At 44.8% G+C, this 12,528-nt stretch carries 15 protein-coding genes; 7 read left to right on the forward strand and 8 right to left on the reverse strand.

What is annotated here, in order from left to right:
• The first annotated feature begins 5 nt into the window (after positions 1 to 5).
• From strainIA91_RS03155 to strainIA91_RS03185, 7 genes are all read left to right on the forward strand, one after another.
• Entirely contained in the window at positions 6 to 422 is a 417-nt protein-coding gene (locus tag strainIA91_RS03155; RefSeq protein ID WP_400167653.1) for an OsmC family protein, read from the forward strand.
• Between the two features lie 178 nt (positions 423 to 600).
• A complete protein-coding gene (gene buk / locus strainIA91_RS03160) occupies positions 601 to 1,653 on the forward strand; it encodes a butyrate kinase (RefSeq protein WP_400167654.1) in 1,053 nt (350 codons plus the stop codon).
• 7 nt (positions 1,654 to 1,660) lie between these two features.
• Positions 1,661 to 2,530, forward strand: a complete 870-nt coding sequence (locus tag strainIA91_RS03165; RefSeq protein WP_400167655.1) for a phosphate acyltransferase — start codon at positions 1,661 to 1,663, stop codon at positions 2,528 to 2,530.
• Between the two features lie 43 nt (positions 2,531 to 2,573).
• Positions 2,574 to 3,161 carry an RNA polymerase sigma factor gene (locus strainIA91_RS03170; protein ID WP_400167657.1) on the forward strand — a complete coding sequence of 196 codons (588 nt, stop codon included), beginning with the start codon at positions 2,574 to 2,576 and terminating at the stop codon, positions 3,159 to 3,161.
• Positions 3,151 to 3,408: a hypothetical protein gene (locus strainIA91_RS03175; protein ID WP_400167658.1), complete on the forward strand. Its 258-nt coding sequence runs from the start codon at positions 3,151 to 3,153 to the stop codon at positions 3,406 to 3,408. Before strainIA91_RS03170 ends, strainIA91_RS03175 begins: the two co-directional genes overlap by 11 nt.
• A gap of 83 nt (positions 3,409 to 3,491) precedes the next feature.
• Positions 3,492 to 3,737 carry a glutaredoxin family protein gene (locus tag strainIA91_RS03180; protein ID WP_400167659.1) on the forward strand — a complete coding sequence of 82 codons (246 nt, stop codon included), beginning with the start codon at positions 3,492 to 3,494 and terminating at the stop codon, positions 3,735 to 3,737.
• Positions 3,738 to 3,753: 16 nt separating this feature from the next.
• Positions 3,754 to 4,026, forward strand: coding sequence for a co-chaperone GroES (locus strainIA91_RS03185; protein WP_400167660.1), 273 nt, complete (start codon positions 3,754 to 3,756; stop codon positions 4,024 to 4,026).
• Positions 4,027 to 4,149: 123 nt separating this feature from the next.
• Here strainIA91_RS03185 and strainIA91_RS03190 read toward each other — a convergent pair whose 3' ends face one another.
• Genes strainIA91_RS03190 through strainIA91_RS03225 form a run of 8 tightly spaced genes read right to left on the reverse strand, consistent with a single transcriptional unit; the run spans position 4,150 to position 12,525 of the window.
• A complete protein-coding gene (locus strainIA91_RS03190) occupies positions 4,150 to 5,034 on the reverse strand; it encodes a cell division protein FtsX (protein WP_400167661.1) in 885 nt (294 codons plus the stop codon).
• Complete coding sequence (locus strainIA91_RS03195; protein ID WP_400167662.1) at positions 5,034 to 5,687, reverse strand: cell division ATP-binding protein FtsE; 654 nt, start codon at positions 5,685 to 5,687, stop codon at positions 5,034 to 5,036. Before strainIA91_RS03195 ends, strainIA91_RS03190 begins: the two co-directional genes overlap by 1 nt.
• A complete protein-coding gene (locus strainIA91_RS03200; protein ID WP_400167663.1) occupies positions 5,680 to 6,423 on the reverse strand; it encodes a class I SAM-dependent DNA methyltransferase in 744 nt (247 codons plus the stop codon). The genes strainIA91_RS03195 and strainIA91_RS03200 overlap by 8 nt, the downstream gene beginning before the upstream one ends.
• The gene (locus tag strainIA91_RS03205) at positions 6,420 to 7,370 is read right to left on the reverse strand and encodes a calcium/sodium antiporter (RefSeq protein WP_400167664.1); all 951 of its coding nucleotides are present in this window, start codon (positions 7,368 to 7,370) and stop codon (positions 6,420 to 6,422) included. The genes strainIA91_RS03200 and strainIA91_RS03205 overlap by 4 nt, the downstream gene beginning before the upstream one ends.
• Positions 7,363 to 7,950, reverse strand: coding sequence for a nicotinate (nicotinamide) nucleotide adenylyltransferase (nadD, locus tag strainIA91_RS03210; protein WP_400167665.1), 588 nt, complete (start codon positions 7,948 to 7,950; stop codon positions 7,363 to 7,365). The genes strainIA91_RS03205 and nadD overlap by 8 nt, the downstream gene beginning before the upstream one ends.
• Positions 7,951 to 7,961: 11 nt before the next feature.
• Positions 7,962 to 8,714: an outer membrane protein assembly factor BamD gene (locus tag strainIA91_RS03215; protein WP_400167666.1), complete on the reverse strand. Its 753-nt coding sequence runs from the start codon at positions 8,712 to 8,714 to the stop codon at positions 7,962 to 7,964.
• The gene (locus strainIA91_RS03220; RefSeq protein ID WP_400167667.1) at positions 8,711 to 9,526 is read right to left on the reverse strand and encodes a DUF5683 domain-containing protein; all 816 of its coding nucleotides are present in this window, start codon (positions 9,524 to 9,526) and stop codon (positions 8,711 to 8,713) included. The genes strainIA91_RS03215 and strainIA91_RS03220 overlap by 4 nt, the downstream gene beginning before the upstream one ends.
• Positions 9,527 to 9,534: 8 nt before the next feature.
• The gene (locus strainIA91_RS03225) at positions 9,535 to 12,525 is read right to left on the reverse strand and encodes a hypothetical protein (protein WP_400167668.1); all 2,991 of its coding nucleotides are present in this window, start codon (positions 12,523 to 12,525) and stop codon (positions 9,535 to 9,537) included.
• Positions 12,526 to 12,528: the final 3 nt, after the last annotated feature.

The raw sequence follows: 12,528 nt of genomic DNA on the forward strand, positions 1-12,528 counted from the left end.
ATCGGATGAAAGTAACATTGCAGGGACTGGCGGATCATTTAACATTTATGGCGAAAGGAGATTCAGGTCATTGGATTACTCTCGATGCTGATGAGTCTTTACATGGATTTAATGCCGGAACACGGCCCATGGAACTGGTCTTGGAAGCTCTGGGCGGTTGCACAGCCATGGATGTTCTATCTATCTTGCGAAAGAAGCGTATGAATTTTGATCGTTTTACCATGGATATTGAAGCAGAACGGGCCAGTGAACATCCGAAAGTTTTTACAAAGATTCACATGGTTTACAAATTTTGGGGAAATGAACTCTCTGAAAAGGCCATTGCCCGTGCTATTGAACTGAGTGAAACCAAGTATTGCAGCGTAAATGCCATGTTGAGCAGTACAGCGGAGATTACTTCAGAGTATCTTCTAAACCCCTAGGCTAAAGCAGGAAAAGCTTGGTTTGAAAGGAAAGAAACCCTTTCTTTTTTATCAAAGTATTATATATATTTAATGAGAAAAAATGATGACAATACCTGAAGAGTTGCAAGGAAAATCTGTCTTTTTGAAAGGAAAGAGAAATCAGGCAACGTCTATTTGAATCAGGGGAGAGGCATGTATGAAAAAAATACTCACCATCAGTCCCGGATCCACATCCACGAAAGCGGGTCTATTTACTTCCAGGGGAAAAATAGATGAAATATCCGTCTCAGTTGAGCAGGAATATGCCCGAAAGAACGTGGTGCAGGAATATGGATATCGACGGGATTTATTAAAGCGTTTTTTGGAAAAGACCGATTTGTCCGGTCTGGCTGCCGTGGTCGGCCGGGGAGCTCCACTGAAGCCTATGGAGGGCGGTGTATATAAAATTACGCCTAAACTGCTTTCGGATCTTCGGGAATGTCGGTATTCCAATCATGCCAGTAATTTGGGAGGATTGCTGGCTCATTATTTTGGGGAATTGTACCATGTTCCGGCATGGATTATTGATCCTGTGAGTGTGGATGAATTTGATGAGATTTCACGGATTTCAGGTGTTCCTGAAATCAAACGCCGCAGCCGCAGCCACGCTCTGAATATTAAAGCCACAGCCAGAAAATGGTGTGACGAACATGGAGCAACCCTTGAAAAAGAAAATTTTGTGGTCGCCCATCTGGGGGGTGGCATTTCTGTTTGTGCCTTAAAATTGGGTAAGATCCGGGATGTGAATGATGGATTGCTGGGTATGGGGCCTTTTTCACCGGAAAGGGCAGGGGCACTCCCCATCAGTGGTCTGCTGGATTTGGCTTTTTCCGGAGATTATACACGAAAAGAACTGGATCATTATCTTTCCAGGGAATGCGGATTGAAAGGATATTTAAAAACCAATGATGCCCGGGAAGTGGTAAGAAGGATTCAGGAAGGGGATGAATATGCCAGGCTGATTATGGATGCCATGATCTATCAGATTGAAAAAGAAATCGGAGCCATGCTGGCAGCTTGTCACTATGCAGTGAAAGCAGTTTTGATCACTGGTGGTTTGGCACATTGTTCGTATATTACCCGGCGGCTTCAGGATCATTTTTCCCGGTTCAATCTTCATATTATTCCCGGTGAAAATGAGTTGGAAGCCATGGCAGATGGAGGATTCAGGGCGCTGAAAGGAGACATTCCCATTCAGGATTATGTGTGAGGATACCATGAGATTTACAGATTTATATGAACGGGTTTCTGCCCGGGAACCCAAGAATTGCAATGTGGTGAATCCGGAAGCGGATTCTGTATTTGAAGGCCTTAAGCAGGCAGTAGACAAGGGGCTGATCCGGCTTCGTCTTTTTGGAAACCGGACCCTGATTGAAGAGAAAGCAGAAAAGCATGAGCTTAAGGTTTCGTCAGTTTATCATGCACCATCACCGGTTGAAGCGGCAGCCGCAGCTGTAGCCGATATCCGGGAAGGTGGAGGAGATCTGATCATGAAGGGGGATATCCCCACAGCGGATTTCATGAAGCCCCTTTTGGATAAAGAAAAAGGGCTTCGGACCGGGAAAGTTTTGTCCCATGTGGCAGTCTGTGATACACCGGCCTATCCCCGGATCCTCTTTGCAGCGGACGGGGGCATCAATATTGCGCCGGATCTGGAGACAAAGAGAGAGATTACAGAAGGGACCGTTGCTTTTGCAGAAAAGGTTTTGGGTCGTAAACCCCGCATCGCCTTTGCAGCAGTCATTGAAAAAGTGAATCCAAAAATCCCGGCTACCGGTGATGCGTTTGTATTGGCACGGGAATACACAGAAAGGGGATATTCTGCAGAAGGACCCATCGCCCTGGATGTTATCTTATCAGAAGATGCGGCCCGGAAAAAAGGGATTCAATCACAGATATCCGGGAAGGTGGATGTCATCATTTTCCCGGAGATTACTCCTGCCAATTTTATGATCAAGCAGATGATCTTTCTGGAACAGGCGAAGGCTGGCGGACTTATTCTCAATGCGTCTGTTCCCGTTATCGTATTGTCCCGTTCCGACACAGCAGAAACAAAATTAAACTCTATCGTGTTAAGCCTTTTATAGGTCTGTAACCTCCCTGATAAAAATCATCTAAAAAGGATGAAATGTGAAAAACGAACTTGAGCTCATTGAAAAAGCGCAGAACGGAGACCGGAAAGCCCAGGCTCAGCTCGTCCTGAGATATGAGAAAAAGGTTTTCAATCTGGCATTGCGGATGATGCGGGATAAGGAAGATGCAGAAGATGTGATGCAGGAAACCTTTCTGACAGCCCTGCGGAAACTGCATACCTTCGAAGGACGATCCCAGTTTTTTACCTGGCTTTACAGGATCACCATGAATATTTCTCTTCAGAAACTCAGGGACAGGAACAAAGGGAATGCCATGGTATCTTTGTCCGATCCGGATATTGAATCGATTCACGGACAGCACCTGTCGGAATGGCCGGCTTTCAATCGGAAGCTTATGTCCAATGAAGAGTTTCGGAAATTACTGGACAATGCCGTCAAAGAGCTCCCGGCCATTTACCGCTCCGTTTTCATTCTGAGGGATTTGGAGGGCCTATCCACCATCGAGACCCAAAAACTTCTGGATCTTACCGAATCCAATGTTAAGGTCCGCCTGATGAGGGCCCGCTATTATCTCAGACAGAATCTGCAAAAATATTTTCAGGAAGGTCAGTTCAATGGAAAATGAAAAAACCGAAAAAAAACAGTTAACACCCTTTGAAAAACTCTGTCTCGGCCTGTCCCAGGATATGGATGAAGAGGTCTGTAAGGAAATTGCCGTCGAACTGGAAAAGTGTCCCGATTGTCATTTCTTTTACAACTCCGTGGAAAAGACCATTGAAATGTACCGGGAAGTGGATCATGAAAAGGATATGGACGAAGAAATGGAATTGCGGCTTCTGAATGTCCTGAATCTTGAGGATTTCAAGGAGTGAAAAAAATTGAAAAAAATGAGGGCCCTTGTTAAATTAATAAGCTGTTACTATGCTATTTGACAAGGCCGGATTTTGGGAGTGCTATGGAACAAAAACGAGTGATTATTTTTACGACCCCCACATGTACCTATTGCAGACAGGTGAAGAGGTATCTCATCGAAAAGAAAGTCCGGTTTAAAGAAGTGGATGTAAGCCGTAATACAAAAGCGGCTCAGGATATGATGCGAAAAAGCGGGCAGCAGGGAGTGCCCCAGTTATGGATAAACAACAGACCCATTGTAGGTTTTGACAGACCGAAAATAGATAAAATGTTAAATCTCAAAACATGAGAGTCGGAGGAAATTCATGAAAATCAAACCACTTGATGATCGCGTGCTTGTAGAAACAGCCCCCCAGGAAGAGAAAACAGCCAGCGGGATTATCATCCCCGATACGGCTAAAGAGAAAAAGCATCTGGGGACCGTTATTGAAGTGGGAACAGACGAAGAGTTGAAAGAACTCGTCAAACCCGGTGACAAAGTACTCTATGGAAAGTATGCGGGAGAAGAGATCAAGTTGGATGATAAGGAATATATTCTTCTCCAGCGGAGTGATATTCTTGCGATCATAGAGGACTGATCTTTAGATGAATGAAAAAAAAGGGTGCGGGGCACCCTTTTTTTTTAATGATGAGTGAAGAATGATGAATGATGAATTGAATTATGAATTATGAGTTTTGAGTTTTGAGTTATGAGTTATGAGTTAGTAGTCATCTCTGGCGAAAAGATACATGAAGCTTTTGGCAGCCCGGCTGCTGGAAAACATGCCCATGAGGGCTCCGGTGATGATGGAGACAGTCCAGATGAGGGGTGAGAAGGCCAGGGAAATATCAAATATATACTGGACTGAAAAGTTGATAACCTGAAAGGAGAGGTGAAGGAGAAGGCCTGCAAAAGCACCTCCCAGGGCTCCTTCCAGAATGCCTTCGAGAATATAGGGCAGGCGGATAAACAAACCGCCGGCACCCAGCTGCTGCAAAATAGATATCTGTTTTCTCCGGGCATATACAGACAATTTAATCGTGTTTCGAATCAGGATGTTCATGGCAATGATCAAAGCAAGAATCACACCGGTTCCTACAAGGGTTATCAGACGAAAATACTTTTCCATTAAAATTAAAATTTCTTTATGATATTTTACATCATCAACACCCTGGAGATCTGAAATACGTTTTGCCACATTTTCAACGATATCCGGATGGGTCATTTGCTTGTAGAGTTTAATGTGAAATGAAGGAGGAAGGGGATTTTCATCCAGAATATCATGGATATCCTCTCCAAATTCTTCCTTGAAAATCCGGGCGGCTTCATCCTTGGAGATGTAATTGATCATTTTTATCTGATGGATGTCTGCCAGTTCGTTCTGAATCCGCGTGATTTCATTCCTGTTCAGATTGGGATATAAAAAAACTTCGATTTCAAATTTGTCCTGAAATAAATCAAAAGAGGTAAAGGCTTTGTACCCCAGAAGTCCCATGCCAATAACAATGCTTAGGGATATGCCAATGGTAAATACTGCTACCAGTGCGGGCAGGCGGGCGGTCCACAAATTGATGAAGGTCTGTTTCAGGATGAATGAAAGGCGCATTATAAATCCACCAGGCTTCCGTTTTCCATATATATTCGGCGATAATCCGTATCTTCGATCAGGGTGTAGTTATGCGTGGCCATAATCACTGACGTTCCCAGGGCATTGATTTTCTTTAATAATTCAAAAACAGTATTGGCAGCTTCCGGATCCAGATTGCCTGTCGGTTCATCTGCGAGAACGAGAAAAGGTTTTTTTACAATTGCCCGGGCGATGGCAACCCGTTGTTTCTCTCCGCCACTCAGGGAACCGGCTTTCTGACGCCACGTTTCCAAAAGACCCACTTCATCGAGGATTACGCTTACTCTTTCGAGAATAGATTTTCGGGAGTGACCGGTCATGATCAAAGGCAAGGCGACATTTTCAAAGACACTCAGATTTTCAATCAGACGGAAATCCTGAAAGATGATTCCAATACCCCGGCGGAGTTTCAGTATCTGCCGCTTGCTGATTTTCCGGCTGTCCCAGTTTCGGATGCTGATATACCCTTTGCTTGGCAGAATATCCATGTACATCACACGCATCAGGGTGGATTTTCCACACCCTGTAGGACCCAGAAGCAGGGTGAAATCTCCCTCGTAAAACCGGGTAGTAATATTCCGGATACCTTCACCGTTTCCGAAATTGACAGTTAGTTTGCTACACTCAATCATGGGTGATCACAACCAATAACCGTTCAGAATGTTCATGTGCCTCCAGGTACGAAAATTCCTCTAAAAATAAGAGATTCTGACCCGGTAATCCAATAAACATTTCTTTTAATTCATGAAAAGGCCAGATCCGTTGAGGATGGATTTCCAGAACTCGTTGCCCTCTATGGGTGATTTCCAGATATGTAAGACATAGATTTTTTTCCTTCAGGTACTTATGTCTACGATGGACAATATCCCCATTCTGCATGTGTTTTGTTTCGTCCTGATGGATAAAATATTTTTCAATCAGAGCCGGAAGAGCAAAATCGAAATACAGACTTTGACCCGGTTTGCAGGATTTTTGCATGCGATGGATATAATGCTGTAAGACCTCAGTCTCTTTTATATAATTCAGAGAGTCATGGAGATTGATTCCCAACGAAAAGCCTTCGGGCATGGTTGCTGTCATCATATCGCCGACAAGCCACTCGTGTTTAGGATATTTTGTTTTCGCCTGTTGGATCATGGATTCTGAAATATCCAGTCCCCGGATTTGCCGGGCTTTGGCGGATAAATGGTGTAAAAGTGTTCCTGTGCCGCAGGAGAAATCGATGATGGCATCTGTTGGGATATTGAGTTCGGCTGAAAGATCCAACAAATATTCCGCCCATCCTTCATAATCAATATCCGCCATAAGTTCGTCATAAAAATCTGCAGACCGGCTGTAAGGCGGAATGATATGAAGGGGGTGACTCATAGGGGCATTTGCCGGGTCATATACAGGTAGAGATTAAATACGATATAAATGACTATCAGAATTACTCCGCAATACCGGTTCAATCCTTTCCGCAGGATAATCATGGGAAAAAGAATAATCACCAGACCCAGCATTACCGGGATTTCAAAAGTAAAAATGACGGGGTTAACAGGGACATGTTTAAAAAGACCAATACCGCCGATGACAAAAAACATGTTGAATAAATTGGACCCGATGATGTTCCCTACGGAAATATCCGTCTCTTTTTTCACCGCCGCCATGACACTGGCAGCCAGTTCCGGAAGAGAAGTACCCACAGCCACGATGGTCATCCCAATGACGATATCCGGAATTTTTATGAGCTGTGCAATGTAGACAGCAGAGCTTACCAGCCAGTCTGAACCGAAAGTAAGCCCCGTTATACCGATGACGATAAAGAATATGTTGATCAATTTCGAATTTGTTTTTTCCGGCAGTTCTTCGGTAACCGGAACCTCTCCGGGATGCAAGGCCAGATAGACTGTATATCCGACAAGAATTGTCACAAAAAGAAGACCTTCCCAGAAAATCACACCGTCACGGATAAAGCATATAAAAACAAGAGATGAAATAAGAAGGAAGATGAGTTCTTTACGGATCATCTTGTAGTGTATGATCAGGGGCGAGAAGAGTGCAGAAAGTCCCAAAATCAAGGCGATGTTGGCGATATTGCTCCCCACCACATTCCCGATGGCAATATCCGATTGTCCCTTGATGGATGCCACGGTCCCTACCAGAAATTCAGGCATGGAAGTTCCGAATGCCACAATAGTAAGCCCGATAACCATGGGTTTTACCCCAAAAATCCGGGCGATGTTGGCTCCGCCCCGGACCAGAAAATCCGCGCCGTAGTATAGCAGCACAATGCCGATGGTAAACAGCATCAGTTGTTGTACAAGTTCAGGCATGAATATAAAGTTTGTTTTCCTGAATATAGTTTAAAACGGAGGAAGGAATCAGTCCTGACACATCTTCACTCTTTCGGATTTTTTCACGCAGGTCAGAAGCACTGATTTCCACAACAGGTCCGTCAATCAAAACACAATAGGGACGAAAATCGGGATGAATATCTGAAAAAGAGTAGCCTTTTCTGGGAAAAACGGCAAAAGAGACACCGAATGACAGCATCTCTTCAATATTTTTCCATTTCTCAATTTCAGCCATCTGATCCATACCGGCGAGAATGTATAATTTTTTAACGGTATCATAAAGGGATATCAGATGGCGCACTGTATCAATTGTGTAAGATGGGCCGGGTTTTTCCAGTTCCCAGGTGCTGATTTGGATGTTTTCCATATCCGTAAAAGCCCGTTTGAGCATTTCCAGCCGGTGGATTCCTGCGGTTGGATTTTTTTCTTTAAAAGGAGAGCGGTTTGCAGGCATTAGAATGATCCGGTCCGGTGCCAGTTGTTCCTGTGTCTTGCGGGCATAATAAAGGTGACCGTTGTGTACGGGATCAAAGGATCCACCATATAAACAGAGCTTCATGGGGTTTACTTTCAGTCCGGGGTGTCCATCAGGGAATTGTAGCGGAGCCTGTCCTGAGGTGATTCCAGTTTGGTTTTGTCGATTTCTCCATATATTTCTGACAGTTTCTCCACATCTCCGATCTTCTTGTAGCATTCTGCCATATTCAGCAGGGTGGGTTGATACAGGGGTGTATCGTAATATTTATTGATAATTTCTTCAAAGGTGATGATTGCTGCTTTCCATTCCCGTAGAATCATATACAGTTCACCGGCATCAAATACTTTTTTGGCCAGTTTCAAACGACATGTCTGAATCCGTTCTTCAGCCTGTTTCCGGAATTTGCTGTGGGGGTATGTATCGATGAAATCCTGATACTGCTGAATGGCATCATACGTATAGGTTTGATCCCTTTGATAGACAGGGGATAGTTCAAAATAGCATTCACCGATCATGAAATCCGCTTCTTCAGCCAGATCACTGGCCGGCCAACGAAGCAATAACCGTTGAAATTCGTCGATGGCCACCAAATATTCTTTTAAATAATAATGGGATTTTGCCAGCTTGAATTGGGCGTCATCGGCAATGTCGCTCCCGGGTGCGTTGTAAACCACAAATGTCAAATGGTCGATCGCTTTGTAATATTTTTCATCCTCATAGAGCTGACTCCCTTTTTCATATCGCTGCAAAAAGGAACCGGTTTCAACGGTTTTGGAACCGGAACATCCCCACAGGATGAGAAGGGTGACGGAGAAGAAAAGAAAAGTTTGTTTGTAAGATTTCATAAGCCTGCCAAATCAATTTGCATGTGAAACGTTAAGCCCTGATTCCGGGAAGACAGATTGGGCACCATGTTCATATGTACACGGTGTGCAAAGCGTTTGTTCCAACGGGTTGTACGAAAATACGCATCAAAGGCCGAAACCAGGTGATTGAACATAATAGCAGATGTGAAATAGGTGGAACGTTTCAGGAGGTCATTGGCATCCTTTCGCATGCCGGCATAATCTTCCTGATGGGGAGATGAGCGTTGAATTACCTGATAATCAGGATCATCTTTGTACTCCTGCCAGTCATCCCATCCCTGTTTGAACTGCTTGTATTTGCTGATATTTTCGTAAAAGTGGTATTCTTTTTCCAATTCGATCTGATCCCGGTACGCCTGCCACTCTTCCCAGGTTTCGAAGGTTTGAATAAATTCAGTGAAAGTATAACGATGTGACCCGATGCTAAGATAAACATTGTGTGTTTTTTCTGCTGCCGGGTTGGTCCAGGGCTGTTCATATTCCCCGTAATAGTCATCCAGCCAGCGGATAACATCCCAGTGATGATCGGCAAAGGATTTATAGTCACTTGTTTTGGTGTTTCCTGCCTGATTGTAATAGACGGCAGCGCTGATGCCTGTCAGTTCAAGTGCTGAATAAAGAATCCCCCATGAATAGGATTGTGAATAAAACTGTCCGCTTCCCGGTAAAACGGCAGACATGAGCATCGCTTTTTTGGGATTTTTTTCCACCTGCCCAACCTGGATTTTCTCAATTTTTTGTCCTGATACCGTCGCACTCAGGATCAGAAAAAGGAGGATGATACGTTTCATGATTTTCCTTATAAGGGATCAGTCCTGTTGGGAAAGTTAAAGAGAACGGACCAATAAAACCGCCACTCTTTTCCGAAAGTGACCATCTTTCCGTTGGCTTCATCCAGCCGGCTGAAGGAATCCAGGCCATATACGGCATCCAATGAGATAGCCAGGGGATAGGCATAAAAGGAGTGTCCCCCCAGGCGGAGTTCGATGCCCACATTTTGTTTTATGTCAAGATCTCCCAATCCGCCCCGCCAGGCATCCCCGGCCTGGTAATAGATCCCGGCATACAAGCGGTTAAAAAAGAAGGGTTCCAATCCAATGTGCATGTCCGGGATCACCGGAAAGCGATACATCCCCGTCAATACCATTTTCTGGGTCCCTTCAATGGAATAGAAGGGATAGCCCTTGAGCCCTGGACGCCCCCCGCCGTAGTAATGGAAAAAACTGTCAATTTCTGTATTTTCCTGCCAGCCGCTGTTGACGGCTACACTCAGTGCGCTTCGATCCGGAAAGGATACCGGAATGAAAAGCTCGGAATTTAACTCCAGCCGGAAGGTGTTTTCACGACTGTAGATTTCCTGAAGGGTGCTGTATTCTTCACTGATACCAAAATCTTGTAGATAATGGTTGATATCGTATGCAGCGCTGAGTTTTGTGGAAAAACCGCGACGGGGATTGATATCGCTGTGCCAATCCGGCACGATAAAATCCAAAGTCCAGTCTGACTGTATAGAGGTCCCTTTAAAATAGGTATATCCAAAAGGATCGTACAGGATACCCCGGGTCTTGTCGTAATCGGTGATGGAAGCAGAGTACTGCTGATGATTGAGGGACAAGTGAAAAAGGTGATTCATCCACCGGTATTCCACGCCTCCAATGGCTTCCCAGAGTCTGAATGAGATATCCCGTTCGAGGTCCGTCAATTCATACAGTCGCTCTGACTGGGGATCCAGGTGGTAGGTGACATAATAACCTTCCAAATAGAAGGTCGGCAGGAGGAAATTGAAATCCAACCGGGCATAGATATCCATATCCTTATTGGCAGCGATTCCCATGGATGTATACAAATTATACTTATTCAGGACTTCATTCTGAAAGGCGGCAAACCCTAGTTTGGGTTTATTGTAATCAATCATCAGGTAGGGCATCACAAAGAAACGGGAAAATTGAGAGGTATAAGGTTTAGATTCAAAATATGGCAATTGAGTCGGTTCATAATTGTTATCTGGCAGAGTATAAGGCCGGTACACAGCATGATCGGGATTGACAACATCAGTCTGTGTAAGCCTTGCCAATTTAAAAATACCGTCTTCAAAGAGGGTATACAGAATTTCTCCCTCCGGGGTACATTCCGGATAGAAGGCTGCTCCTGTTACGTTGGTCAGAAGGGATTCTTCTCCCGTTTCCAGATTCCGTGAATAAAGGTTGAAAATCCCGGTCCTGTCTGAGGAGAAAATAACGGATTTTCCGTCCCGTGTGAAAACGGGATGGCGGTTGTCACAATTTCCTGAAGGCACTATCTGGCGTATTTCATATGTTTGGGTATCCAGACTGTAAATATTCCTCCCGTGTAACAAGGCCATGTCGAAGATAAGGTTTTTTCCGTTGGGGGATACATCCAGATCATAGACCTGTTCTCCGTAGGAAAAGGTTGTTAACGGTTCCACGGTGCCATCCGGAGAAACACGGGCCAAATTATGGCTTCCGTCGTGAACAGTAATCACGTATATCTCGCCATCTCCAGAAACGGCAACGGAATATACCCGGGAGTTTTCAGTGATGAATTCTGTTTCGTCTGTTTCCAGGTCGTATTTTGCCAAATCAAAATAGACGGAGCCGTAGACATTGGGAAGGCGTTGTTTTACGTAGTAAATATAGCGGCTGTCAGGGCTCCAGGCTATATCTCCCCGAATACGGGAGTGCTTATCCAATTGTTCCAGATGGCCATCAGGTGCAAGTCTGAATAAATAGGTCTGCCCCAGATAATCCCTGTTTTCCGCAGCGGACACAATGGTTTTCTCACCATTGGGAGAGACGGAGGCATTAAAATAAGCAGGCCCCTTCTGCAGGAGGATTTCCCCCTTTTTTTCGTGTCGGCGGATTGTTTCCGTATCCCTGAGATAATTGGCAGTGAGTGTATCCCGCCAGGCATTGTAGATTTCGCGGCCGTTTTTTCCGAAGACAGACCTGAAAACCCTGTTAAAAGACCAATATCGGGCTGAGGAAGCGGTTTCGGCTATGCGGCGGTTGACGGAAGGGCCATAGGTATGACTCAGATAGCGTACAAAGGCATATCCGGTGTTGTACACAGACTCATTCCCCGTCCCTTTTTTATCAAAATATGCTGCTTCATTCCAGCTGAATAAGGTACCGTGCAGGGCCCTGTCCCTTAAAAGCATGTCTCTGTGTGAATCCCAGAGATCTCCGGTACTTTCAGCGAACTGATACTGGGCAACCCCTTCAGCCCACCACATGGGGACAACTACATTGGCCACCGGCATGGCACCGATTCCCTTGGGATATTCCATGATAATATTGTCTTTATAGGGTTTTTCACGGTCCAAAATCTGAATATAGGCGGCAGGAAATGTGATGGGAAATTTCATGGCCTTCCCGAGAGAGACGATATGGGAAAACTCATGGGTGAATACGTTCCGGATCCAGTTATGGTTTCCCCTCAGGTCAAATTGGAGAGGAGATGCCCAAAGCAGGATTTTATTTTCAAAATAATAGGCGCCCCCGTTGGCATAATCATCGGTGTCCTGTATCACAATCTGCGTTTTGGTGGCAGGCTCATAGTCATACAGATCAGTCACATGAGGATACATTTCCTCTGCTACTTTCATGACCATCCGGGCTGTCTGTTCCGTTCCGTCGTGATAGTGATACACAAAATGTTCTGACTCAAATGTATGCCAGATCAGTTCAGGATGGTTGGGCTCTCCTAATAGAGGAACTGCCAGAAAAGAAAAGATAATCAGGTGAGTAAGGCATTGTTTCAAACATTTCATGGA

Source organism: Candidatus Neomarinimicrobiota bacterium (assembly GCA_041154365.1).
In the GTDB taxonomy this organism is placed as follows: Bacteria; Fidelibacterota; Fidelibacteria; order Fidelibacterales; family Fidelibacteraceae; genus Fidelibacter; species Fidelibacter multiformis.

Coding starts and splice junctions, on each gene's coding strand:
- strainIA91_RS03220 (WP_400167667.1), bottom strand. CDS start 9,526: ATGAAACGTATCATCCTCCTTTTTCTGATCCTGAGTGCGACGGTATCA.
- strainIA91_RS03155 (WP_400167653.1), top strand. CDS start 6: ATGAAAGTAACATTGCAGGGACTGGCGGATCATTTAACATTTATGGCG.
- strainIA91_RS03185 (WP_400167660.1), top strand. CDS start 3,754: ATGAAAATCAAACCACTTGATGATCGCGTGCTTGTAGAAACAGCCCCC.
- strainIA91_RS03190 (WP_400167661.1), bottom strand. CDS start 5,034: ATGCGCCTTTCATTCATCCTGAAACAGACCTTCATCAATTTGTGGACC.
- strainIA91_RS03175 (WP_400167658.1), top strand. CDS start 3,151: ATGGAAAATGAAAAAACCGAAAAAAAACAGTTAACACCCTTTGAAAAA.
- strainIA91_RS03165 (WP_400167655.1), top strand. CDS start 1,661: ATGAGATTTACAGATTTATATGAACGGGTTTCTGCCCGGGAACCCAAG.
- strainIA91_RS03195 (WP_400167662.1), bottom strand. CDS start 5,687: ATGATTGAGTGTAGCAAACTAACTGTCAATTTCGGAAACGGTGAAGGT.
- strainIA91_RS03225 (WP_400167668.1), bottom strand. CDS start 12,525: ATGAAATGTTTGAAACAATGCCTTACTCACCTGATTATCTTTTCTTTT.
- strainIA91_RS03205 (WP_400167664.1), bottom strand. CDS start 7,370: ATGCCTGAACTTGTACAACAACTGATGCTGTTTACCATCGGCATTGTG.
- strainIA91_RS03215 (WP_400167666.1), bottom strand. CDS start 8,714: ATGAAATCTTACAAACAAACTTTTCTTTTCTTCTCCGTCACCCTTCTC.
- strainIA91_RS03200 (WP_400167663.1), bottom strand. CDS start 6,423: ATGAGTCACCCCCTTCATATCATTCCGCCTTACAGCCGGTCTGCAGAT.
- buk (WP_400167654.1), top strand. CDS start 601: ATGAAAAAAATACTCACCATCAGTCCCGGATCCACATCCACGAAAGCG.
- strainIA91_RS03180 (WP_400167659.1), top strand. CDS start 3,492: ATGGAACAAAAACGAGTGATTATTTTTACGACCCCCACATGTACCTAT.
- nadD (WP_400167665.1), bottom strand. CDS start 7,950: ATGAAGCTCTGTTTATATGGTGGATCCTTTGATCCCGTACACAACGGT.